The organism is Pseudomonas sp. S3E17, from assembly GCF_024168685.1.
In the GTDB taxonomy this organism is placed as follows: Bacteria; Pseudomonadota; Gammaproteobacteria; order Pseudomonadales; family Pseudomonadaceae; genus Aquipseudomonas; species Aquipseudomonas marginalis.
The window spans coordinates 5,294,014-5,318,264 of the sequence record NZ_JALJWE010000001.1 but is presented as its reverse complement, the minus strand read 5'-3'; the positions used below and the strand labels follow the sequence as shown (position 1 = coordinate 5,318,264).

General features: G+C 61.5%; 20 protein-coding genes and 1 pseudogene. 2 read left to right on the top strand and 19 right to left on the bottom strand.

The window, feature by feature from the left end:
* Positions 1-3: 3 nt before the first annotated feature.
* The 6 genes from J3D60_RS23955 to J3D60_RS23930 form a co-directional block, all read right to left on the bottom strand.
* On the bottom strand, positions 4-939 hold the full coding sequence (locus J3D60_RS23955) for an NAD-dependent epimerase/dehydratase family protein (protein WP_253493040.1): 936 nt from the start codon (positions 937-939) through the stop codon (positions 4-6).
* Positions 932-2,356: a bifunctional D-glycero-beta-D-manno-heptose-7-phosphate kinase/D-glycero-beta-D-manno-heptose 1-phosphate adenylyltransferase HldE gene (gene hldE, locus J3D60_RS23950; protein ID WP_065940852.1), complete on the bottom strand. Its 1,425-nt coding sequence runs from the start codon at positions 2,354-2,356 to the stop codon at positions 932-934. The genes J3D60_RS23955 and hldE overlap by 8 nt, the downstream gene beginning before the upstream one ends.
* Positions 2,357-2,459: 103 nt before the next feature.
* Complete coding sequence (cysC, locus tag J3D60_RS23945) at positions 2,460-3,068, bottom strand: adenylyl-sulfate kinase (protein ID WP_141156587.1); 609 nt, start codon at positions 3,066-3,068, stop codon at positions 2,460-2,462.
* The gene (locus J3D60_RS23940) at positions 3,061-3,765 is read right to left on the bottom strand and encodes a sulfotransferase family 2 domain-containing protein (protein ID WP_065940850.1); all 705 of its coding nucleotides are present in this window, start codon (positions 3,763-3,765) and stop codon (positions 3,061-3,063) included. The genes cysC and J3D60_RS23940 overlap by 8 nt, the downstream gene beginning before the upstream one ends.
* 153 nt (positions 3,766-3,918) lie before the next feature.
* Positions 3,919-5,727 (bottom strand): lipid A export permease/ATP-binding protein MsbA, encoded by a 1,809-nt coding sequence (gene msbA / locus J3D60_RS23935; RefSeq protein WP_065940849.1) that lies wholly within the window; start codon positions 5,725-5,727, stop codon positions 3,919-3,921.
* 9 nt (positions 5,728-5,736) lie between these two features.
* Positions 5,737-6,915 carry an O-antigen ligase gene (locus tag J3D60_RS23930; protein ID WP_253493039.1) on the bottom strand — a complete coding sequence of 393 codons (1,179 nt, stop codon included), beginning with the start codon at positions 6,913-6,915 and terminating at the stop codon, positions 5,737-5,739.
* Positions 6,916-7,063: 148 nt separating this feature from the next.
* On the opposite strand from J3D60_RS23930, the gene J3D60_RS23925 reads away from it, so the two are divergent.
* Complete coding sequence (locus J3D60_RS23925) at positions 7,064-7,630, top strand: toluene tolerance protein (RefSeq protein WP_174557008.1); 567 nt, start codon at positions 7,064-7,066, stop codon at positions 7,628-7,630.
* Here the strand turns inward: J3D60_RS23925 and J3D60_RS23920 are convergent.
* The 8 genes from J3D60_RS23920 to J3D60_RS23885 form a co-directional block, all read right to left on the bottom strand.
* Complete coding sequence (locus J3D60_RS23920) at positions 7,619-8,716, bottom strand: glycosyltransferase (protein WP_065940846.1); 1,098 nt, start codon at positions 8,714-8,716, stop codon at positions 7,619-7,621. The two genes, J3D60_RS23925 and J3D60_RS23920, sit on opposite strands and share 12 nt — an antisense overlap.
* Positions 8,717-8,758: 42 nt before the next feature.
* A complete protein-coding gene (locus J3D60_RS23915) occupies positions 8,759-9,520 on the bottom strand; it encodes a hypothetical protein (RefSeq protein ID WP_065940845.1) in 762 nt (253 codons plus the stop codon).
* A gap of 50 nt (positions 9,521-9,570) precedes the next feature.
* Positions 9,571-10,527 (bottom strand): glycosyltransferase, encoded by a 957-nt coding sequence (locus J3D60_RS23910; protein ID WP_065940844.1) that lies wholly within the window; start codon positions 10,525-10,527, stop codon positions 9,571-9,573.
* Positions 10,528-10,550: 23 nt separating this feature from the next.
* Positions 10,551-11,948, bottom strand: a complete 1,398-nt coding sequence (locus tag J3D60_RS23905; protein WP_253493038.1) for a PIG-L deacetylase family protein — start codon at positions 11,946-11,948, stop codon at positions 10,551-10,553.
* The gene (locus J3D60_RS23900) at positions 11,945-12,841 is read right to left on the bottom strand and encodes a GNAT family N-acetyltransferase (RefSeq protein ID WP_065940842.1); all 897 of its coding nucleotides are present in this window, start codon (positions 12,839-12,841) and stop codon (positions 11,945-11,947) included. Before J3D60_RS23900 ends, J3D60_RS23905 begins: the two co-directional genes overlap by 4 nt.
* Complete coding sequence (locus J3D60_RS23895; protein ID WP_253493037.1) at positions 12,841-13,971, bottom strand: glycosyltransferase; 1,131 nt, start codon at positions 13,969-13,971, stop codon at positions 12,841-12,843. Before J3D60_RS23895 ends, J3D60_RS23900 begins: the two co-directional genes overlap by 1 nt.
* The gene (locus J3D60_RS23890; protein WP_253493036.1) at positions 13,955-15,712 is read right to left on the bottom strand and encodes a carbamoyltransferase; all 1,758 of its coding nucleotides are present in this window, start codon (positions 15,710-15,712) and stop codon (positions 13,955-13,957) included. Before J3D60_RS23890 ends, J3D60_RS23895 begins: the two co-directional genes overlap by 17 nt.
* A 142-nt stretch (positions 15,713-15,854) precedes the next feature.
* Complete coding sequence (locus tag J3D60_RS23885; RefSeq protein ID WP_065940840.1) at positions 15,855-16,211, bottom strand: YceK/YidQ family lipoprotein; 357 nt, start codon at positions 16,209-16,211, stop codon at positions 15,855-15,857.
* A 195-nt stretch (positions 16,212-16,406) separates the two neighbouring features.
* Here J3D60_RS23885 and J3D60_RS23880 point away from each other — a divergent pair, with 195 nt between their 5' ends.
* On the top strand, positions 16,407-18,491 hold the full coding sequence (locus tag J3D60_RS23880; RefSeq protein ID WP_253493035.1) for a TonB-dependent receptor: 2,085 nt from the start codon (positions 16,407-16,409) through the stop codon (positions 18,489-18,491).
* Positions 18,492-18,662: 171 nt separating this feature from the next.
* Here the strand turns inward: J3D60_RS23880 and J3D60_RS23875 are convergent, their stop codons facing one another.
* The 5 genes and pseudogenes from J3D60_RS23875 to J3D60_RS23855 all read right to left on the bottom strand — a co-directional run bounded on the left by J3D60_RS23875 (position 18,663) and on the right by J3D60_RS23855 (position 24,225).
* The gene (locus tag J3D60_RS23875) at positions 18,663-19,589 is read right to left on the bottom strand and encodes an ABC transporter permease (protein WP_065940838.1); all 927 of its coding nucleotides are present in this window, start codon (positions 19,587-19,589) and stop codon (positions 18,663-18,665) included.
* Complete coding sequence (locus J3D60_RS23870; protein ID WP_065940837.1) at positions 19,586-20,572, bottom strand: ABC transporter permease; 987 nt, start codon at positions 20,570-20,572, stop codon at positions 19,586-19,588. Before J3D60_RS23870 ends, J3D60_RS23875 begins: the two co-directional genes overlap by 4 nt.
* Positions 20,565-22,053: pseudogene (locus J3D60_RS23865) on the bottom strand (sugar ABC transporter ATP-binding protein). Before J3D60_RS23865 ends, J3D60_RS23870 begins: the two are co-directional and overlap by 8 nt.
* Positions 22,053-23,039 (bottom strand): sugar ABC transporter substrate-binding protein, encoded by a 987-nt coding sequence (locus tag J3D60_RS23860; RefSeq protein WP_065940835.1) that lies wholly within the window; start codon positions 23,037-23,039, stop codon positions 22,053-22,055. The pseudogene J3D60_RS23865 and the gene J3D60_RS23860 overlap by 1 nt, the downstream one beginning before the upstream one ends.
* Positions 23,040-23,346: 307 nt before the next feature.
* The gene (locus tag J3D60_RS23855) at positions 23,347-24,225 is read right to left on the bottom strand and encodes a DUF3800 domain-containing protein (protein WP_065940834.1); all 879 of its coding nucleotides are present in this window, start codon (positions 24,223-24,225) and stop codon (positions 23,347-23,349) included.
* Between the last annotated feature and the right edge of the window lie 26 nt (positions 24,226-24,251).

Here is a 24,251-nt window from a genome sequence, read left to right as displayed (position 1 = left end):
CAGTCAGCCTCGGAGCAACCGCGCCAGGCCAACCGTCAACGGGGTCGGCTCAGGCAGCTTGAAGCTGGCCAGCAAACGCTGGTTATTTGCCCGCGAATGGCGAATGTCTCCCGAGCGTGCCGGGCCGTAAGTCACGGCAGGCAACGTACCAATGGCCTCTTCCAGTGCCTGCAGCACCTGCTTGAGGGTAGTCGTGCGGTTCCAGCCGACGTTGATCGCCCCCAACGGCGCGTCCGGGGCTTCGATGGCCTGCACCAGCACGTCCACCAGGTCTTCCACGTACATGAAGTCGCGGGTCTGCTCGCCATCGCCGAACACGGTAATCGGCAGGCCTTGCTGAGCCCGTTCGCTGAAGATGCTGATCACGCCGGAGTATGGCGACGACGGATCCTGACGCGGGCCGAAGATATTGAAGAAGCGGAAAATCACCGGTTCCAGGCCATGCTGGCGCCGGTAGAAGTCGAAGTAATGCTCGCCGGCCAACTTGTCCGAGGCATAGGGCGTCAACGGCGCCTTGGTGGTCTCTTCGTCAATGGAAGCGCCTTCGCCGTTGTTGCCATACACCGCCGCGCTGGAAGCGAATACCACCCGCTTCACACCGGCTTTGCGCATGGCTTCGCAGACATTCAGGGTACCGACAAAATTACTCTGGTGCGTGCTGACCGGGTCATCTACCGAAGCCTGCACCGAAGCGACCGCCGCCAGGTGCACCACCGCCGCCGCGCCGACAGCGGCATGCGCCACCATCCCGGCGTCGGCGACATCCCCCTCAAGCAGTTCGACCCGCGGGTTGTCCAGCGGCAGGTTGCTGCGCTTGCCCGTGGACAGGTTATCCAGCACACGCACCGCATAGCCCTTGGCAAGCAGCGCATCGACCAGGTGCGAGCCAATAAAGCCCGCGCCACCGGTGATCAGGACCAACGGATCAGCCTTACTCATTGTTGCGGATCTTCTCGACAATGGCAGTGGTCGAGCTGTTCTCAACCAGGCCCAGCACTTTGACCTTGCCGCCGTAGGCGCTGACGATGTCGGCCCCGACCACCTGGTCGACGGAGTAGTCGCCGCCCTTGACCAGCACGTCCGGCTTGACCTGGGCCAGCAGGTTTTCCGGGGTGGCTTCAGGGAAGCTGATCACCCAGTCCACCGCGCCCAACCCGGCCAATACCGCCATGCGTCGGTCGACGCTGTTGATCGGCCGGCCAGGGCCCTTCAGGCGGCTGACCGACGCATCATCGTTGACCGCGACGATCAGGCGATCACCTTGGGCGCGAGCCTGCTCCAGGTAGGTCACATGGCCGGCGTGGAGGATGTCGAAACAGCCATTGGTGAACACAATGCTTTCGTTGTGGGCACGGGCATCGTCAATCGCCAGCAGCAATTGCTCGATGCTCAGCACGCCACGTTCCGAACCTTCGGAGCGCTGGATCGCACGGCGCAGTTCAGGCGCGCTGATCGCGGCAGTACCCAGCTTGCCGACCACAATGCCCGCCGCCAGGTTGGCCAGGGCCACGGCGTGGGGCAACTCTTCGCCGGCCGCAATGGAGGCCGCCAGGGTGGAAATCACGGTGTCACCGGCACCGGTGACGTCAAACACTTCACGGGCACGCGCCGGCAGGTGCATCGCCGGGTGACCGGGACGCAGCAGGGTCATGCCGTGCTCGCCTCGGGTCACCAGCAAGGCGCCGAGGTCAAGGTCGGCCATGAGTGCCGCGCCTTTGCTCACCAGGTCGTGCTCATCGACGCAACCGCCGACGATGGCCTCGAACTCGCTGAGGTTCGGCGTGATCAGGCTCGCACCTCGATAAATCGAGAAGTCCTTGCCCTTGGGATCGGCCAGTACCGGAATGTTCCGCGCCTTGGCAGCCTGGATCAGTTCCTGGTGGTTCTTCAGGGCGCCTTTGCCGTAGTCGGACAACACCAGCACCTTGATACCTTCGAGCAACGCGTCGACCTGGCCACTGAGGGCCAGGGCGTCGGTGGCGAAGGGTTCTTCGAAATCGATACGCAGCAATTGCTGGTGACGGCTCATCACCCGCAACTTGACGATGGTCGGCTGATGGGCAATGCGCTGGAACAGCGCGCGCACGCCGGCGCCGCGCAGGCTGTTGGCCAGGCTGTCGGCGGCTTCGTCGTCGCCGGTCACACCGACCAGGGAGGCCGGGGCGCCGAGGGCGGCAATATTGAGGGCAACGTTGGCAGCGCCGCCTGGACGGTCTTCGATTTGCTCGACCTTGACTACCGGTACCGGCGCCTCAGGGGAAATCCGTGAGGTACCACCATGCCAGTAACGGTCGAGCATGACATCGCCGACCACCAAGACTGGGGCTTGATCGAATCGCGGCATGGACAACTTCATGGAGCAACCCACATACAAAATGAACAGGGGCGCGATATTAGCACAGGGTGAGCGCCGCCTAGTTCGAGAGCTTTATCCGCGATGCATCAGGCACTGAAACTGATCACTTTTTAAACAGTGCCGCCAGGATCTGCTCCACGGCTTCGGCCAACTCGACCTCATCGGTATTGATTTCGCAGTCGGCCGCAAGCGGCGCCTCATAGGGGCTGTCCAACCCGGTGAAGGCCTTGATGCGCCCGTCCAGTGCCGCACGGTACAAGCCCTTGGGGTCGCGCCGGGCGCATACGTCAAAGGGCGTGCTGACATAAATCTCAAAGAACTGCTCCGGCCCGAACAGCGCCCTGGCGCTCGCCCGATCGACGCTGAACGGCGAGATCGCCGACACAATGACAATCAAGCCGGCGTCCACCATCAGGCGCGCCACTTCGCCGATACGCCGGATATTTTCCTTGCGCGCCGCATCGCTCATGCCCAGGTCATTGCACAGCCCCGCGCGCAAATTATCGCCATCGAGCACGAAGGTGTGCCGTCCCTGCTCATTGAGTTGCACCTCCAGGGCATTGGCCAGGGTCGACTTGCCGGACCCGGACAGCCCCGTCAACCATACGCAGCAAGGCTGCTGATGCTTGAGCGCCGCCCGCGCGGCCACCGACAGCGATAGGGCAAAGGGACGGATGGCAGCGCAACCGCCGGCCAGCAACTGGCTATTCATAACCCAACACCTCGTAGTCACGTTGATAGGCACGCCTGACCAATCGGCGCGTGCGCGAGGAGCAAAAGTCCCTGACCGGCTCGTGGCGACGCCCCAGTGAAACATTCAGATGCGGCAGGGATGAGTCCACCCCGAGGCGTTCGCACAGGTGCTGGAAGTCTTGCTGCAAAGACTCCTGGCGCCCGAGGAAGTCCATGGCCATCTGGCCCATGTGGTCGACCAGGAAGTCGGTCTGGGGAGCGAAGTGCAATTGGCGTCGCAGATTGTCCGGGTGCAGCCAGCCGGCAACGAAATGGTCGAAGTCACGGTAGCTGGAAACCAGCGCCTGGGCTTGCAGGTCGCGAGGGCCCATGGCGTTGCCGCGCAAATAGGTGTAGGCCGAGTAGGCCCGCTCGAGCGGGTCACGCACGAACGCAAATTTGAAGCTGCGCTCGCAGTGCTGGGGAAATTGCTGCTCATACCAGTAATACGGCAAATGCCCCGGCCAGCGTCCCTCGAGAAGTGCCGAGCACACACTGCTGCCGGCGCATTTGGGCACATGGATAAACACACACCGGTGGCGCTCGAAAGCCGGGTTGAGCGTTGCGACCCCAGACAGGGATTTGTTCACCGCCTGACGATCCACCACCGACAAACGCCCCAGCAGAAACACCCTCTGGTGTTTGGGCAGCAGTTTCCACAGTAGATGTTGCAGCATTCCAATACCCACGCAAGAAGGTTAGCCCTCTCGTTCGTCATTCGAATCGAGAAGGCCAACATAACAAACGACAGGCAGTGGATTATTTGGCTTTGGTCAAGCCCTGTAACGGGCCGGATACAAACACCGGGGCGCATTGCACGCCCCGGCGGGTCAGGTGATGTTTGCCGTGGCCGGTTCGTCCAGCCCCATGGCGTGCAGGCGCGAGTAATAACCGCCCATGGCCAGCAGTTCGAGATGTGTCCCGCGCTCGACAATTTCACCGTGGTCCATCACCAGAATCAGGTCGGCTTTCTCGATGGTGGACAAACGGTGTGCAATCACCAGGGTGGTGCGACCTTTCATGACCTTGTCCAGTGCAGCCTGGATATGCCGCTCGGACTCGGTATCCAGGGCCGAAGTGGCCTCATCGAGGATCAGCAGCGGGGCATTTTTCAGCAGGGCCCGGGCGATCGCCAGGCGCTGACGTTGACCGCCGGAAAGCAGCACGCCGTTTTCACCGACTTCGGTGTCCAGGCCTTTTGGCAGCTCGGAGATGAAGTCCATGGCGTAGGCGTCGGCGGCGGCTTTCTCGATGTCGGCACGGGGTGCATCCGCGAGGTCGCCGTAGGCGATGTTGTTGGCCACGGTGTCGTTGAACAAGGTCACATGCTGGGTCACCTGGGCCACGTGACGACGCAGGTTACGCAGGCGGTAGTCTTCGATCTCGACCTCGTCCAGCAGGATTTCCCCGGTTTCGTGATGGTAGAAACGCGGGATCAGGCCGGCCAGGGTCGACTTGCCGCTGCCCGAGCGGCCGACCAGGGCGATCATCTGCCCAGGGGCTGCGCTGAAGCTGATGTTCTTGAGCACCTCACGCTCCGTACCCGGGTAGGTGAAGCTCAGGTTGCGCACGTCCAGGCGACCGCTGACGCGATCACGCTCCACGGTGCCGCTGTCGACTTCGGGCTCTTCATCCAGTTGTTCGAAGATGCTCTCGGCGCCAGCCACGCCTTTCTGGATCGTCGAGCTGACTTCCGACAGCTGGCGAATCGGCTTGGGCAGCAGGCCCGCCGCAGTAATGTAGGCCACCAGGTCACCCGCCGTGGCTTCACCGCGCAACAGCAGCACCAGGAACATCAACGCGGCCATGGCCGTGTAGATCACCAGTTGCAGCATCGGCGTATAGACCGCACCGGTCTTGTTCATGCGCAGCTGCTTGTCGGTATTGCCCTGGCTGGCAGCGGCAAAGCGGCGCTCCTCGTAGCTTTCGCCACCGAAGCTGCGCACCACGCGGTACCCCTGGATGGTTTCCGAAGCGACGTGCGTCACATCGCCCATTGCCACCTGGATCTTCTTGCTCTGCTTGCGGAATTTCTTGCTGGTGCTGCCGACCATGATCGCGATCAGCGGCAGGATCGCCAGCATCACCAGGGTCAGCTTCCAGTTCATCCACAGCAGGTAGCCAAACAGGAACACCACCGTGAGGCCTTCGCGGATCACCACCTTGATCGCATCGGTGGCCGCACCGGTGACCATGGTCACGTTGAAGGTGATACGGGAAATCAGGTGCCCGGAGTTGTGGGTATCGAAATAGCGGTTAGGCAACACCAGCAGCTTGTTGAACAGCTGGACCCGCAGGTCATGCACCAGCCCCAGGGAAACCTTGGCCAGGTAGTAGTTGCCCAGGAACGACCCCAGCCCCTGCCACGCGGCGATCAGGATGATCAGCAGCGGCACGGCCATCAGCAACTTCAGGTCCTTGAACAACGGGATCTTGGGCAGGAACACCACATCGGGGTTGCTCAAGCCATCGACGAAGTACTTGAGAATCCCAGCGAGCATTGGCTGGGTCGAAGCGAAGATCACGAAGCCCACGATACTCAGCAGGAACATGCCGAGGTACGGTTTCACATAGCCCAGCAGCCGGAAATAGATTTTCAGGCTGGATTCCTGGTCCGCTTTGGGCGGTGCGTCACTCATGTGTCGAGCTCACTGATTGGGTAGGACGCGAACTTTATCACACGCGTCGGGTTTGGCCCGAGCCCAGACCAAAACACTGGCCAGGGCAATCGGCAGCCAGGAGATAAACCACTCGGCCCGCGGCGTGCCGGTCAGGCTGGCGGCATCGAATTGCATGGCCAGGAACGAAAACACCCACATGCCGATGATGCCCTTGCCATAGAGCGTGTCGCGGGCCTTCCAGGCTTGCCACAGCACACCGAACCACAGGCAGCACCACAGCAGCAGGCCCGGCAGGCCCAACTCGATGCTCACGTGGGTGAACAGGTTGTGGGAGTGATCGAAAAAGAGGTTGTCGGCAAATACCTTGTAGTCCCCACCCAGCCCCAGGCCGGTCCACGGGCGCTCGCTGATCATCTGCACAGCGGCCATGAAGATCTGCGGGCGGTAAGACACGCCACGGGCCAGCATCAGGGATTGCATCGCGAAGAACACCGCCAGCGCCGCAATGACCGCGCCAATCGCAATCACCGTGCTACGGCGGTCTCGGCACCAGGCGGGCATCGCCACCACAGTCAGCAACAAGGCCAGTGCGGCACCACGACTTTGGCTCAACACCACGAAAAGTCCGAGAAAACCGATAGACAGCACCCACGCCACTTGCATCCAACGACCACGGGGCAACCAGTGCAACAGCCAAACCGCAGCCAGGCCAATCACGTAGGCGCCCAGGATCGGGTGGGCCAACTGCCCTAAACCTTCGAGGCGGGCAGTCCAGGCATTCTGCTCAACACCATAGAACCTGATGATCGCCACCAGCGACGACAAGGCAAGCCCGAAACCGCCCCACTGCATCACACGAATGACGCGTTCGGTTCGACCACACGCAAACACAGGAAAAAACAGCAGGAACACACCGATATACAGCAGGCGCTTGGCCTCGCGCGACGGGTCTTCGACATTGGTCCACGACAGACTGACCAGCCCCCAGACGGCGAGCGCAGCGACCAGCAGGCACAGCCAGCGCTGTTCGCGCCAGACTTCCTTGAGACGCTCACGCGCCGACCAGGCAAACACCATTGCCGGCAACCACAGAAACAGCGTCAAGCCTTGTTGATAGATCTTATTGGTCGGCGCGAAGGCAATAGCCAACAAAAACCAAAGTAACCCGAAAACCATCCATACCTGCGCCCAACGACTTGCTTGCATCACCCGCTCCTGAATACGTTCAACCCACCAACCCGGCATGGTTAAAACCCAAAACTTTCGGCATTATTACCGATCACTGTGCCCGCGACCCCCACAAGGCTTTCCGACGATGCAATGTTCAAGGCTTTCCCAAGCCGATTTAACCGCGATGATTGAAGGTGCCAAAATCCTGGAACAGGACAGCTATGGCCCCAAAGTCTACCTGCTGACCGACGGGAATATCCTCAAACTGTTTCGCCGCAAGCGCCTGCTGTCGTCCGCGCTGTTTCGCCCGTACTCCAAGCGTTTCATCGACAATGTGGCGCAGTTGCAACAGCGCGGCATCCCGACCATGACCGTGCTCGCGTTCTTTCAACTGACGACCCCCGGCATGACCGCCGTACTCTATCGTCCTTTGCCGGGCGAAACGCTGCGCCAGATTTCCAGCCGTGAAGGCTTTGACTGGCGCACGAACCTCGACCCGCTCGTGGCCCTTATTCGCCGCTTGCATGGCGCGGGCATCTACTTCCGCTCGTTGCACCTGGGCAATATTGTCGTGACACCGGACAATGAAATGGGCCTGATCGACGTGGCCGACATGCGCTTCCTGCGCGCGCCCTTGAACCCTGAATTGGCAAGGCGCAACCTGCAACATTTCGCGCGCTATATTGCGCGCGAGAAGCTGAACGAACGCTTTCCAATGCAAGCACTGGAGCAAGCGCTGCTAGCGGCATGAGAACAGCCGCCGGGTGGTTTCGGTGAAATCATTCCAGGCTTGCTCCGGTGCCAACGCCCGCGACTGAGCCTCGACAACCTGCGCACTGGAACTCATGAACGCACGGTTCAGGAGGTCAGCCCAGGACGCGGTGCTGTCTACGGGCGCGTACCAGCCGGCATCACCCAATTGTTCGCGGAACACCGCCAGCTCACTGGTCAATACCGGCACACCGGCCATCACCGCCTCTTGCAGGATCAACCCCAGGCCCTCTTCCGTGGACGGAATGGCAACCCAGTCAAATGCCCGATAAAGGGTCGCCGCCTCAGGAAAATGCCCCGGCAGGGACACCTTGTCGCGCAAGCCAAGCGCCTCGATACGCGCCTCGAGCCTGGGCCTCGCCGGCCCCTCGCCGATGATCACCAGGCGCGCATCCGGCTGATCGGCCGTCGCACTGGCAAAGGCCTCCAGCAAACAGCCAAACCCCTTGCCGTCTACCAGTCGACCTACCGCACCCACTGCCAGCGAGCCATCCAATGGCAGTCCCAGGTGGGAGCGCGCCTGCTCACGGGTAAGCACTGCGGCACGGAACACAGCAGGATCGAAGGCACTGCGCAGCACCGCCACAGGCCGTTGCAGGTAACGCTCAAGGGAGCTGGCGAGGGTTTGCGACACGGCCGCGAGGGTCAGTTGCGACGCTGGAAGCTGCTCGACGAGCTTGCGATCAGCTTTGCGCAAGCGCGTGACACCATGAAAAATCACCACGGCGCGCACCTGCGGCAAATGCTTTAGCACCGGTAAAAGCACGCGTGCGACACCGACGCCATCAAGCAACACAACCTGCACATCTTCAGGCAGGGCCTTCTGGAAACGCGCACGCATCCAGGGCATCAGCCACTTCCACAGGTGCCGCCCCTTGAGCCTGGCAGATGAGAGGTTCCACTCGACGGCCTCTTTGACCAAGCCATCGTTACCCTCGGCGCGGCCCTGAAGCAACCAGGTGTGCACCCGTACATCGCTGTCGGCCTGGGACAATATCTGCTGATGAACCTTCTGCACCGAAGCGAATGCAGAGCCACCAGCCCACATGATGTTGAGAATACTCATCGAAAAAACCTTATGCGGTGTGGGTGCGGCTCGTCGTACTTACTAATGGATCAACCAGCCGATACCGACCCCAAGGATCAGCATGACGGCCAGCTTGACCCGCTCTCGTCGCTTACGCCGCTCCTTGGTCAAGCGCTCTCCTGCCGTCGCCACATGCAAACCAAAACCGGTGTGCAAAACGGCATCACCTTCCAGGGTAACGGCGGCCAGGTTCAGCTGCGCGTAACGCCTGGAAAGCCCTTTCTCACCTTCAAACCCGGCATAGGGCGCGCACAACCAATATTCCTTGATACGCCGCAGGCCCGGGTTCAGCGAGAACCCCTGCCAGTCAGGCTTATCGGACAGCAAAGGATAACAAGGCACCCCACCAATCACCTCACGCGCCCCCAGATGAATATAGGGACTGTGCACCTGCAAATCGTAGACGTAATTACGCAACCAGACTTGCAGAATATCGGGACGCTGCTCCAGGACCGTCTTGGAATCCTCGACAAAACCGGGTCGATAAAACGCCCAATCATCTTCGCAATGGAATATGTACGCGGTCTTGACCGACCCGTAGGCCAAGTCGATGGATGCCAATTGCCCCAGCTTCGGGCGGTTGATCAGGAACGTGCAATGGCCGAGCCAATGCTCAGGAATCGCCAGGCGGACCGCGTCATCGCCAGAGTCTTCGGTAATGAAGACTTCGCGAATGGCCGCTGTATTGAACAGATCGAAGCTCGTGAGCGTGCGCTTCAACAAATCGAAGCGACCACAACTGGTCACGACGAGCGTTATATCGCTTTGAGCGGAGAATTGCATTCAAGCCTCAAAATATCATAAGGCCACTAAGTGCGGCCACCTGGCAGATATCAAACGCCCAGTTTCAAGCGCAACTTTTCCAGCAAACTCAACGGGGCTCGGGGACGCAGCGGCGGCTTCAGCGCTTCGACAATGCGCTGTCCGATGCGCGCAAAGCTGAACTGACTGACCGCGAGGTCTTGCCCGTTGCGCGCAATCTCGGCCGCCAGTTGAGGATTGGATCGCAATGCAGCGAGTTTTTCCTGCAACTGGGGAATGTCTTTGTAGAACACCACATTGACCATGTCCTTGAAGCCAAGGGCCTGGTTTTCCGCAGCACCCTGGTCAAACGCCAGCAGCACACAACCACAGGCCATGGCTTCGAAGTTCTTGATCATATACTCGCCCATGCCCACGTCGGCACTGACGAAAAAACGAATCCGGTTGAGGGTTGCGCAGTATTCCTCACCGGATTTGGTGCGCGTGACCACCAAAGGTTCAACGCGGGCCAACTCATCGAGCAATGCCTTGCGACCACTGTAGGCCACGCTGTTGGTGCTGCCGACAAAGGCCAGCTCAATGTCGCGCTCCAGCCCCTGGGCCTGCAACAGCGCCTGATCGTAGCCCTTGGGCACGAACACCGCATCGAAGCCTTCCGCGCGCAGGCGTTCGGTCACCATATGCCCCGAACTGATGACCCGCGCCCACGGCAATCGACGGTAGTGGGCACTGAACTTGCCCGTGTACTTGCAGGGAATGTAGTTCTGGTAGGCATCGTGTTCGAGGATCACCAGGTTCGGGATCGTACGGATAAAGCCGGCCTGGCGAATCTCCTGCTTGAACCGCAGGAAGAACACGATGCGGTCATAACGGGTCACGTCGACTTCACGCTTGAAGTAACCGCGCAGGTTGCGCTGCTCAGCACTGCTCAGCCAGCGGGTATCGCACTCGCAGTGCTCGGCAATGCCTTCGTACAGGCGATCGAGAATCGCGCGCTGTTCTTTCTGTACCAGAAACAAAACTTTCATGACCTTCCCTTTCACAAATGCCGTCACAGACGCCAGAACAACTCATGCCGTCGTACGGCCTTGCGGAAAAATTCGTTCTCACCATAAGGCGACCGCGACCGCCCCGCCAAGACCCGTTGCAGCCAGCGCCGCACACGGCGCTTGAACGGCGGGGCGGGTTGCAGGTCATGCATCATGCCCAGCGCCATGGCCTTGTCGCGCTGCCGGGCCGGCGACAGCGACAGGCTGCACGGCCACAGTTCCAGCGTGTCATCGAACAGCGGCGGCAGGGCAATACCGGCGCCCGCGTCGCCCATGGGCCAGCGGTCGTTGTCATGCAGGTGGTTGGCGTAACCGAGCACGGTGGTCGGCTGCCATTCCAGACCTTGCAAGGCTTCGATCACCGCTTGCTGCGCACAGATGTGGTCCGGATGAGGATCCAGGACCGGATGGGGCAAGACGATCACTTCAGGGCGTGCAGTCAGCAGCAACTGACGCAGATCAGCGAGCAGGTTCTGCCAGGTCGGCAGGCCATCGGCATCCGCCGGCAACGGGAAAGGGTTGAATTGACGGAACAGGCGGGTATCCGACAGGTCGGCCTCGCGCGAAGCGATCGGCTGATCAGGCGCAGCGCGCATCGCCGGCAGTTGCAGGCAGAAGTAACCCAGCTGCACACAGTGTGCCTGTGGTACGCCGGCCCAAAGCGGCACGGCAATGCTGTCCCAGGCACGCAGGCGCCCTTTGGTCCGCGCGGCCTCGACCGGATCCAGGCCCATGCGTTGATAGTGCTCGGCTTCGATTTCACCGGCGGTGAGGGTCACGATCCACGGCTTGTCGGCCTGGCTGTAAAGACCGAAGGCAGCCAATTCGGCATCGTCGGCATGAGGCGCGATAACCATGACCCGCTGCGCCGAATAATCCGGCGTGCCCCAGGCCCACAGCCGAGGAGCGCCCTGCACAGTACAAAAACGCCCGCGCAAACGCAGCTCACCGGACATCAGGGCCGGCGCCCAGCCACTGAGGTTCAGGTAGCGAACGCCATTCACCCCGCGCTCGAAGGCCTGTCGATCAGTGCTCTCGCCGCCCAGAATCTCAATGGCCGGATCCAGGAAACGTCCCAACCAACCACTCTTGACCTTGATAGCCAATACCAGCGTCGCCTCGGCCTGCAGCGGCGAATCCACCCGCAGCCGTCCACCGTCGAAGCGAACCCCGGCCACCTCGGCATCCGTCGCAAACCGGTATTGGTAGTCTTCGTTGGGCGCATAAAACAGATGGTCGGCAAACCATGCTTCGTGGGCGACCCAGGCCAGCACACCGAGCCCCAGCGGCAGCCACCACGCCACCCAGATACCGATCACCACCAGCAACAGCAAGCCGATCAGCAAACCGACCCGTTTGTTGCGCCGATGGCGCTTGAGCAATTGCTGTTTGCGGCTCATACGGTCAGCACCGGCACAGGGTTGCACCATCGGTCCTTGTACTCGCGGTCGGCACGCCCGAAGGAGAAACGCAGCGGCTTGCCCACCTCACGTGCCTGTTCCCAGGCGCCCTGGGTGTTGAGGAAGCTCAGGACACTGCCCGGGCTGAACGCACGGGTTTGCGGGTCGACGCCGCCATTGACGTACTCCACGCTGATCCACTCCGGCGACTCGACCCGGTACACCAACTGGACCGCGATGGGCGCGTCATTGAGGAAAATCACCGAGCCGATCAGCCATTCGCGCAGCAGCTCGATCACCTCGGCCATGCGTTCGGCGCCGGTGGCGACAAAGCCCCAGCGGCGCAGGAACAGATCGCAGTAGATCGCGGCCAGCTCCTCGCTGGAAAACTCGCTCACCGGCCGCACCACCCCACCGGCCTCTTCCAGCAAGCGCAGTTCGCGACGCTGGTTGTAGCGAAACTTCTTCGACAGTTCTTCCGGGGTGCGGGCCATGGCCAACTGTTCGGCCTGGGGCTTGAGGCCGCTGAAACGGCCTTCATTCAGGGCCGACAAATAGCGTGCACGGTGCCGCAAGGGCGCCTGGGCTGCAGGCGCAGCGGGCAGGATCAACTCGGCGTTACCCAGGTCGAACAGGCCTTTTTTGCCGCGCTGCTTGAGCACATCCTTGGACAAGGCCAGGTCGCGCCCCCAGGTCGCGATGCAGGCCTGAAGCTCGCCGCCCTGCTCCCAGGCCAGGTAACGCACCGGGATGTCGGCCAGCCCGGCCAGACGTTCGATCACTTGCGGGTGGGTCGCGACACTGCCGCCAAAACGTTGCCAGGCATCGCTGTAGACCGGCGCGTCGACGACGGACCAGCCACGCTCGCGCCAGCCTTGGAATCGATTGAGCATCAAGCCCCCGCGGTCAGTTCAATAACGTGCGGCAATTGCCAGAAGGTATCGCGTACCGCCTGATCCGAGAAACGCTCGCGCAGGCGCTCCAGCATCATCTCGGCGCACTGCCGTTGCTGGTGTTGGTCCATCGCTGCCAGGTGCCGCAGCCCCTGGGCAAGGTGCTCGGCATCGCCGAAGGGAAACAGGATACCCACGCCTTCGACCACTTCCTTCGCGCCGCCACAGGCCGTGGCCAGCAAGGGTACGCCGGCCGCCATGGCTTCCAGCAGCACCATGCCAAAGGGTTCATGGTCGGAGCTCAGGGCAAACACATCGAATGCCCGAAAGTACCGACGCGCATCCGGCACCTGGCCGAGGAACAGCACCTTGTCGGCAATGCCCAGCTCCCGTGCGAGGGCCTTGAGGTCCTGCTCCAGGCGACCGCTGCCGAGGATGGCCAGGCGGCTTTCGGCCGGCAAGTGCGCCAGCGCCTGGGCAAAGCCCTTGAGCAATGTGGCCTGGTCCTTGTCCGGGTGCAGGCGACCGACATTGCCGACCACCCATTCGTCCGGCGACAACCCCAACGCGTCACGCGCCTCATGTGCAGGCACCTGGGTGGCCTGCAAGGCGTCAACGTCGATGCGGTTGTACAACGTCTGGATGCGCGCCGCCGGCCAGGTCGGCAGGCAGCGGCGCATATCGTCACGCACCGCGTCGGAAACCCCCAGCAGGCTCAGGCGCTTGCGGAAGATCCCGGCAAACAGCCTGCGACTGCGACGCTGGTAGTCACCAAAGGCGTGATGCACGCCAATCACCGGCAGCCGTGTGCCGAGCAAGGCGATGTAGATCGGCTTGAAACGGTGGGCGATACAAAAGCTGAAGTTGCGCGACGCGGCGATCTTGCGCAGTTCACGAATGGCACCCAGCTTCAGGCCACGAATGGCCTTGGAGCTGAATTCCATGAACAACACTTGATCGGACGCACAACCGGCGGCCACGTGCGGGTCGGCGACCCCGGTGAGAAACACCGTGGTCACCTTGTAGCCGGAGCCTGCGAACAAACTGGCGTACTGCCGCGCGCAGTCCAGGAACGGACCGTCATAGCCATGGCAGAACTGCAGGACGTGGCGTTCAGCCGAGCGCGTCATAAGGGTCCACGCCGTCTTTGACGACCAGGATGTCTTCCATGATCAGGTACTGCAGGTCGGAGCCGAAGAACATGTTCAGCGCGTCGGTCGGCGAGCAGATCATCGCTTCGCCACGACGGTTGAGCGAGGTGTTCAGGGACACGCCGTTGCCGGTCAGTACTTCCAGCTCTTTCATCATGTCGTAGTAGCGCGGGTTGTATTCGCGCTTGAGCACCTGGGCGCGGGAGGTGCCGTCTTCATGCACCACTTCCGGCACGCGGGTCTTCCACTCTTCCGACACTTCAAAGGTGAAGGTCATGAACGGCGCCGGGTGATCGACCTTGATCATCTGCGGGGCCACGGTGTCGAGCATCGACGGGCAGAAAGGCCTCCAGCGCTCGCGGAACTTGATCTGGTGGTTGATGCGGTCGGCCACGCCGGTCGCACTTGGGCAACCGATGATCGAACGACCGCCCAGGGCGCGGGGGCCAAACTCCATGCGGCCCTGGAACCAGGCCACCGGGTTGCCGTCGACCATGATCTTGGCAATGCGCTTGGGCATGTTCTCGATCCTGCGCCAGTTCGGCTTGCTCTCGTGCTTGGCGCAGGCGGCGATTACGTCTTCGTTGCTGTAGGACGGACCTAGGTAGACGTGCTCCATCTTCTCCACCGGTATACCACGGGCGTGGGACACGTACGCGGCGGCACCGACAGCAGTGCCGGCATCGCCGGACGCCGGCTGCACGAACAGCTCTTTCACGTCGTCACGGGCAATGATCTTCTGGTTCAGCTTGACGTTCAGCGCGCAGCCGCCGGCGAAGGCCAGCTTGCCGGTGTCCTTGAGGATATCGCCCAGGTAATGGTCGATCATCTGCAAGGCCAGCTTTTCAAACAGCGCCTGCATGCTGGCGGCGTAGTGAATGTACGGCTCGTCGGCGATGTCGCCTTCGCGCTTGGGGCCCAGCCACTCGATCAGTTTCGGCGAGAAGTAGAAACCCTTGCCCTTCTCTTTATAACGGCGCAGGCCGATGACGTTGGCGTAGTCGGTGTTGATCACCAACTCGCCGTTTTCAAACGAGGCCAGGCGCGAGAAGTCGTACTTGCTGGCATCGCCGTACGGCGCCATGCCCATGACCTTGAACTCGCCGTCGAGCATCTCGAAACCGAGGAACTCGGTGATCGCGCCGTAAAGGCCGCCGAGGGAGTCCGGATCGTAGAATTCCTTGATCTTGTGGATCTTGCCGTTCTCGCCGTAGCCGAAGAACGTGGTGGCGTACTCACCCTTGCCGTCGATGCCGAGGATCGCGGTCTTCTCCTGGAAGCCGGAGCAGTGGTAGGCGCTGGACGCGTGGGCCAGGTGGTGTTCAACCGGTTCGATCTTGATTTTCTTCGGGTCGAAGCCCAGTTGCTCCAGGCACCAGACGATCTTGTTGCGGTAGCGTTTGTAGCGACGGTTGCCCATCAGGATCGCGTCAAGGGCGCGGTCCGGGGCGTACCAGTAACGCTTGGCGTAGTGCCAGCGTGCCTCGCCGAACAGGCTGATCGGGGCGAACGGGATCGCCACCACATCAACGTCGGAAGGCTTGATGCCGGCCTGTTCCAGGCAGAACTTCGCCGACTCGTAGGGCATGCGGTTCTTTGCATGTTTGTCGCGTACGAAGCGCTCTTCTTCGGCGGCCGCGATCAGCTTGCCGTCGATATACAAGGCTGCGGAAGGATCATGGCTAAGGGCGCCGGACAGGCCAAGAATCGTCAATGCCACAGGGGTCTAGCCTCTTTTAGTCTGCATGCAGGCGGGTTGCGCCTGAAAAAAGTGTGCTTCCCGCCTGGGCAGGAAACAGCTAAAGGGCGGGATTATAGCTCAAAAGCAGTGGGAAGCTGTTAGCGGCAAGCGGCAAGAGGGGCTAGCGGAAGATCTCGATGCTGCCGTCCTTGTTCTGGCGGTAGATCGTATAGGGCAGCATCAGCGTGTCCAGCACCCCGGAGGCCGCGAATTCGATGGCGATGATCGGCAAGGCGCCGGGCCCATGGTCGATCAGGCTGATGTCGCTCAGGCTTTTATCAGGCTTGGGCTCGCCATTGAGGGTGCAAAACCCGTACATCACCCCGCTGTAGATACGCGGCACGTTTTCACAGTGGCTGCGTGAATCCTTGAGGTTCTTGCTGGTCACGACATCAGGGCGGAACACGGTATTGATGCTTCCGCAACCGGCAAGCGCCAACCCGGCGACCAGACACAAGACTTCCGATGCAATCCTCACGAACCACTCCTTTTGACCCAGGCCATTGTCATTTGCCGAAACGGATCACGCTAACATCGACAAACCTGGAGCCCCAGTGCAGTAACACCGACTTGCAACGTAGGCGGATTCCTAAATGATAAAAATCGCTCGAGTCACTAAACTCGCGGCCTTTTGCGCGCTTACACACTAAGCGCCACGGATTCCGGCCGACTCATGAACCACCTCACCCGCCTCACCCTGTTATTGCCCGGCCTGTTCGCCCTGTGCAACACCGTCCAGGCAGACGACACAGCCCTGACCCTCGACCCCAGCGTCGTCACCGGCTCGCGCAGCGCCAGCCCGACCTTCGACCTGCCGTACTCGGTGGACGGCATCGGCCGCGAGCAGATCAGCGACGGCCGATTGGGCATCAACGCCTCCGAAGCGCTGGCCCGCGTGCCCGGCCTGGTGGTGCAGAACCGCCAGAACTATGCCCAGGACCTGCAGATTTCCTCTCGCGGCTTCGGCGCCCGCTCGGCCTTCGGTGTGCGTGGCATCAAGCTGATCGCCGACGGCATCCCCGCCAGCACCCCGGACGGCCAGGGCCAGGCCGCCACGTTCAACCTCGACACCGCCGAGCGTATCGAAGTGCTGCGCGGCCCGGCCGCCACCCTGTATGGCAGCAATGCCGGCGGCGTGATCCAGATGTTTTCCCGCGATGGCGAAGGCCCGCCACGCATCGGCGCCGAAACCCTGGTGGGCAGCGACGGCCTGAACAAGAACCACCTGAGCGCCGAAGGCGCGGCGAACGGGGCAGGCTTTGTACTCGACGCCTCGCGCATGGACACCAACGGCTACCGCGACCATAGCAGTGCCCGTCGCGACCAGACCTTCGCCAAGCTCAACTTCCAACCGGATGACGACAGCAAGCTGGCGCTGATCTACAGCAGCCTGGAACAGAATGGTACCCAGGATCCACTGGGGCAGACCTGGGACGCCTACAAGGCCGACCCGCGTTCGGTGAGCAGCAATGCGCTGACGTACAACACGCGCAAAAGTATCGATCATCAGCAATTGGGCATGAATTATGAGCGGTACTTCGGCGACGCGACGCTGCAGGTGAATGGCTATACCGGGCGGCGGAGTGTGGTTCAGTATCTGTCGATACCCAAAGGCACTCCGGCCAACGAACGTGGCGGTGGCGTGGTGCAATTCGACCGCAAGTTCTACGGCGGCAGCGTGCGCTGGATGCAGCCCGTCGAAAGCGCACCGGGCGACTTGATGATCATCACCGGGCTGGATTTCGACCAGAGCGAAGACAGCCGCCATGGCTATCAGAACTACAGCGGCAATACCCTTGGCGTAAAAGGCCAGCTACGCCGCGATGAAATCGACACGGCGCGCAGCCTTGACCCCTACATCCAGGCCAACTGGGCGCTCGACCGCTGGACCCTGCAAGCGGGCGTACGTCACAGCACCATGCAGATGGATGTCGATGATCAATTCCTGAGTAATGGCGACGCCAGCGGCAGCAAGACCTATCGGAAAAACACCCCATCCATGAGCGTGATGTATGCGTTCACGCCCGAGTTGCACGGCTACGTCAGCGCAGGCAAAGGCTTCGAAACGCCGACCCAGGCCGAAATGGCCTACGCGCCAGGCACTGTCGAGGGCTTCAATTTCGGCCTGAAACCGTCCGAAAGCACCCAATACGAAGTGGGCTTGAAGGCCCAGGTGCACGACACCCGGATCAACGCCGCTGTGTTCCAGATCACCACCGAGGATGAACTGGTGGTCGACCAGTCCCTCGGCGGCCGCACCAGCTACCAAAACGCCGGCCGCACCCTGCGTCGCGGCTTCGAACTGGGTATCGAAAGCCAACTCAGCGAACAGTGGAGCACCAACCTCGCCTACACGCGCCTGCAAGCCACCTACGACAGCGACTTCGTCGGCGGCGCAAAACCCGTCGACAAAGGCAACTATCTGCCCGGCGTGCCGCAAACCACGCTGTTCGCCGAGATGAACTGGAAACCCCGGGACTGGGTCAGTACCGCTGTCGAAGGCCTGTACCGCAGCAAGGTCTACGTCGAAGACACCAACAGCCAACACGCCGCGCCGGGCTACAGCGTGTTCAACTGGCGCGTACGATTCGAGCAGAAGGTCGAACACTGGACCTTCCACCAGACCCTGCGCCTGGACAACCTGCTGGACCGCCAGTACGTCGGTTCGGTGATCGTCGGCGATGGCAATGGCCGCTACTACGAGGCGGCGCCTGGGCGCTCGTGGTATGCCGGGGCGGGTGCGGCGTATCAATTCTGAACGCACCACACCTTCAATGCGGGAGGCCCCGCGCTGTCGCGCAGCAAACCGGCCCCCCCTGTGGCAAGCCGCTCACCACCGGAATGCGGTCGCCTGAAACTGTTTATGCAATAAGGGGAGTTTGCTCATGACCCCAAGCATCGGATGGAGTCCAGCTTTCGGGGTGCAACACTAGACGCGCTCCAGCATCCGCCGGCTGGCGAAACTGAAGCTCAGCACGATAAAGATCAGCACCCCGGTCGCCACCTGCTGCCAGTAGAAATTCCAGCCGATCAGCAGCAGCCCGTTGGCGATCACGTTGATAAACAGCACTCCGAGCAGCGTCCCGGGAATATTTGCCCGGCCCTGTCGGCTCAAGGTGGTGCCGATAAACACCGCGCCAATCGCATTGAGCAAAAACGCGTTACCGGACAGCGGCACATAGGCGCTGACTGTCGAGCTGAGCAACACGCCCGCTACCCCACAGGCCAGGGCGGTAGCCAGGGCCACGACGGTGACGATCCGCCGCACCGACAACCCCGAGTAATACGCCAGCAGCGGCTGGGTGCCCTGGGCCAGCAACTCGCGGCCCAGGCGTCCGCGCGCCAGGGCCAGGCCGTAGAACAGCGCCAGCCCCACTACCACCAGCAGCGGCGTCAGCCCAGTGAGCTCAGGCTTCAAGCCTTGGCTGATATAGATCGGCTGGCCGCCGTCCGAGAGCAGTTGCTGGGCGCTGGTGCCGATAAACAGGGTGCCCAGGGTGGCCAGGAACGGACTGATTCGCAGCCCGGCAATCAGGCCGGCGTTGACCAGCCCCACCAGCAGCGCCGCCGCCAGCGCGCCCGTGGCCGCCACCGCCCAGCCATGGCCGCCATTGAGCAGCACCACAAAGCTGAAACTGGCAAAGTCCAGCGCCGTGCCCACCGACAGGTCGATGCCACCGGCCGCCACCGCGTAGGTCATGCCGATGGCGACAATCGCCAGCAGCACGAAGTTGTTCAGCACCAGGCTTTGCAGGTTGCCCGCACTGAGGAAGCCCGGCGCTTGCAGCGCAAACACCACGACAATCAGGGTGAACACCAGTGGCAATGTCAGCGGCAATACTGCGCGTGCGTTCATGCCGTCGCCCCTCGGTTCACTGCACTGGAGGCTGCGACGACCAGCAGGATCAACACGCCCTGCACACCATTGACCCAGAAGCTGGAGAGGTTAAGCAGTTGAAAGCCATTGATCAGAAAACCGATCAACAGCGCCGCCAGCAAAGTCCCCGGAATGCTCGCCACCAGCCGGCGGGAAAACACCACCCCGAGAAAAGCGATCGCCACCACCGACAGCAGCATGTCGCCGGAACCGGTGGTGCTGCCGCTGAAGAACGCCGCCGAACACAGCGCAGCCACGCCGGCACATAGACCGGACAGCAGATAGCTCGACAACACATAGACGGGCACCCCAATGCCCGCCGCTTCGGCCGCCTGGGGGTATTCGCCCACCGCATGCAGGCGCAGCCCATAGGCCGAGTGCTGGATCAGCAGCGTCAGCACGCCCGCCGTCACCAGCAGCACCCAGGCCAGGGCCGGTACGCCCAACCAGGCGCCGCCACTGAGCAGGTCCAGCAGCGGCGAGTCCGTGGAGACCACCGTGTTCTCTGTCAGCACCAACTCCAGCCCGGCCAGTACATTCATGCTCGCCAGGGTCGCCAGCAACGGCGGCAAGCGCAGCACCACCACGGCCAGCCCATTCAGCAAGCCGACCGCCAAACCGCAGCCCAGGGTCAGCAGCAGCGTCAACCCGAGATCCAGGCCGGCATTATTGAGGCGGCTGAATACCGCCGCGCACAACCCCAGGTTGGCCGCCAGCGACAGGTCCAGTCCTCCGGACACCACGTTCGAGCCGCCGCCGATAATCACGCAGGTGAGCCCGAAGGCCAGTACGCCGAGGATCGCCGACTGGCTGAACACATTGGCCAGATTGCCCACCGACAGAAAATTCGGCGCAGCCACGGCAAACCCCAGCAGGATCGCCACAAACACGCCCACCGACCCACGGCGCAGCACCAGCACCCATAACCGCTGCGATAACCCTGGCGTCGCCGCTTCAAGCATGTTCCACCTCTCGAGCGCTTAAAGCCGCCGCAGCCACGGCTCCCGTCGCACAGGCCAGCAACTGATCGCTGTCCGCCTCCCCGGCACGGAATTCACCGGCGATCTCACCCCGATGCAGCACCAGGATTCGGTCACTGATCCCCAACAACTCCGGCAAATCCGACGACAACACCAACACCGCCGCCCCCTCTTCCACCAAGCGCCCGATCAAGCGGTAGATCTCCACCTTGGCGCCCACATCCACGCCCACGCAGGGCTCATCCAGCAGGTACACCGCGGAGCGGCGGCTCAGCCACTTCCCCAGGGCGACCTTCTGCTGGTTGCCGCCACTGAGCTGGCTGACCGCCGCTTGGGCCCCCGGCGCCTTGATTGCCAATTCGTCGATCAGCCGCAGGCTTTCCGCCTGCTCCTTGCGGCGGCTCAACAAGCCCCAGCGGCTGAACCGCCCGAGCCCCGCCAGCGTGAGATTTTCCAGCACCGAAAGCACTGGCGAAATCCCCTGGCTGCGCCGCTCTTCCGGCACCAGCGCAAGGCCCTCGGCAATCGCCTGGCCCGGCGAACGCAGGCGCAGCAAACGCCCGTCCAGATGCACACTGCCGCTGTCGGCGCGCTCGACACCGAAGAGTGTCTTGAACAACTCCTTGGCTCCCGAGCCAACCAGCCCGGTCAGGCCGACGATTTCTCCGCGCCAGGCTCAACCCGCGTACCTGCAACAGCGGCGCTCCCAGTGCAACCTTGGCCTTGGGGTACATCTCCTGCACCTCGCGATTGACCATCAGCCGCGCAATCTCGGCACTGGACGTATACCGGGGCTGCACCACCGCCACGTCACGGCCATTGCGCAGCACCGTGACTTCATCGCACAGACTGTCGATTTCCTGCAGGTAATGGGAGATGTACAGGATGGATAAACCCTGGTCGCGCAGGCGCTTGACGATGCGCAGCAACTGGTCGACTTCACGCTTGACCAAGGCCACGCTGGGCTCGTCGAACACCAGGATCTTCGGCTGGCGAATCAACGCCCGGGTGATTTGCAGTACCTGGCGTTCGGCGCTGTTCAGCTCGCTCACCAGCGCACCGACGGGCAATTGCAGATCAAAATATTCCGCCAGCAGTCGCTCGGCTTCACGTTGCTGCCGGCGTCGATCCACAAAGGGCCCACGCCGCAATTCATGCCCGAAAAACAGCGCCTCGCCCACGGTAAAACTGGCGGGCAACAGACGTTCCTGATGGATGAACTGCACGCCCAGCGCATCCACCTGGCGCGGTGACAAGGCGGCATACGACTGGCCGTCGATACTCACCTGCCCCGCGTCCGCCTTGTGGATGCCGGCCAGGATCTTGATCAAGGTCGACTTGCCCGCACCGTTCTCCCCCACCAGGCCGTGGATGCTGCCGCGTTCGACTTTAAGGCTTGCGTCATCCAGCGCCAGGGTGGCGCCAAAGCGTTTATGCAGGTGTTGCAGGTGCAATGCCGGCATCAGTCACCCCGCAGTTGCTGAACCTGGTCCAGGTTGGCTGCGGTGGTCAGCAGCGTGGCCACATGGGTTTCCTTCGGCAGGTCACGTTGCCCGGCCAGGTAGCGCGCCACGTTCTGCACAGCGGTCTTGCCGATCAACGCCGGTTGCTGCGCCACCACCGCCCCCACCGGCGAATTTGCCTGGCCGAGCAGCGCCAGCACTTCCGGCGTACCGTCGACGCCGTAAGTCTTGATCTCGGTGCGCTTGGCATCGATCAGCGCCTTGCTCGCGCCCAACTGCGGAATGTCCCACGCCGACCAGATCGCAGAGACGCTGCCCGCCGGGTATTTGTTGAGCAGCGCCGAGACTTGGGAATAAGCATCCTGCACGGTGTTGGGGATCACGTCGCGAAGCTCCGGCTGGATGATTTCCAGCTGGGGGTAATCCTTGAGCGCCAGCTTCAACTGGTCATAACGGATCGCACACACCGGCACGCCGTAGAAACCGTTGAACACCAGGATCTTGCCTTTGCCGCCGGCGTCCTTGATCAACTGATCGGCCAACGCCTTGCCGGTGGCGACGTTGTCGGAGGTGGTGTTGTTGAGGCTGTACTGGGACGGTGCATCGATGGTGAACAGCGGGATGCCGGCCTTGCTGATGCGCTTGAGCCAGGGGTCGATCACGCTGAGGGTGCCGAGGGTCTGGATCACGGCGTCGGGTTTCTGGGTGACCACGGTTTGCAGCTGGGTCACCAGGTTCTTGTCGTTACGCCCGGCATCAAGGGTGATCGGCGTGCCGCCCAGGCGCTTGATCTCATCGACCTGGGCCTGGAACGCCTTGATATCGAAATAGTGACTGGTGCCGGTCATGCTCACGGCAATGCGCTTGCCGGCCAGGGACGGCACGGCCTCATCGCCCTCGGCGGCCTGGACACTGACGACATGGCCCAGCAACAGCGCGGCGCCAAGGCAGATCAAACGGGAAAGCGAGGAAAAGCTGGAAGGCATACAGGGCTCCGCTGCGACCGGTGAAAGGGTTCACCAGGAGGCGTTGCAGAGCCCGTGCCAGGATTTTTATTACGTAAAATCAATGGGATAACGTTTCCGCATGAAGGCAGACTGTCGTTCTGGGGCAACAACTGTCCGTTAACTGTTGCTCAGGCAACAGTTCTTACTATTGAACGCGTCAGTAGACTCGCACAACCACGGCCGTCGGTTACTCAGGTGCTGCGCGTTGACACTCTAAAATCGCGGACATAGAATTTGCCGCAAATGGACTGGGGGATCCCGGTCGGCGTTATAGCCTCGGTGAGTCTCACCGGGGCTTTTCGCTTTCAGCAGTAGGGAAAATTTTCAGCCCCCAATTTTCAAAGCCCTCTCCCACCTTGCTCCGCCCTCCACTGCAATAAAACTTGCGTTTGAGCACGTCAAAGGCACGATTTTCCTGGCCCGGTCGTAAAACGCTCATGCCGATGGGGCGCGCAACAAGATCCGCAAGCTGCAACCCCGTAGAGTTGACCTGCTTCGTGGCAAACACGATGTCAAATGGTAGGCGGATACCTGGACGGTTGGCTCCATCGCACATCCGACGAAACTCCAACTCAAGCTCGTTATCCTCTTTACGACCTCGACGCTCGAAAATCACATGCGTCAGTGCGCTCTGCTGATTTTTCTCATGTAAAAACTCGTGAAGCGTCTCAAGACAGAAGCCCAAAGCCAGATGGTAGGGGTTGTGTATTGGGCCTTGCTGCTCTCTAAGCGTAGCTTTATCAATCACACAACTGATCAAGACGAAATTGCTCGACTCAATGATGCTGGTCAGCTCCTCCAGGAAAACATGCTTGTGTTGGCGAGAGACAAACATACTGGAGAACGCCCCTTTTTCCTTACGGATTTCCAGCTCATGCAAGCCAACAAGGTCATGCCCCATATGATTGAACTTGAACTTTTGAAGGGCAGGGATGACCTTTTCGCAATAGTGCCTCTTATGGAAAACACAGAAAGCTAAAACAAACATGGGGTAGTTGACATCAAGTGTCTGCATCCCGTGATCGCCACTTTCATCCACATAGACGATGAAGTCGCTGAACTCCCCTTTTGGCGGTTTCGCTGCCACAACTTCTGCAACACGCTCCGCCTCACTCTCACTTTCAAAGAGCAGAAACTGCGGAGAGGTTAGTTCTTCATCTGCCATGGGATATTTAATCCTAGGTTTTAGGT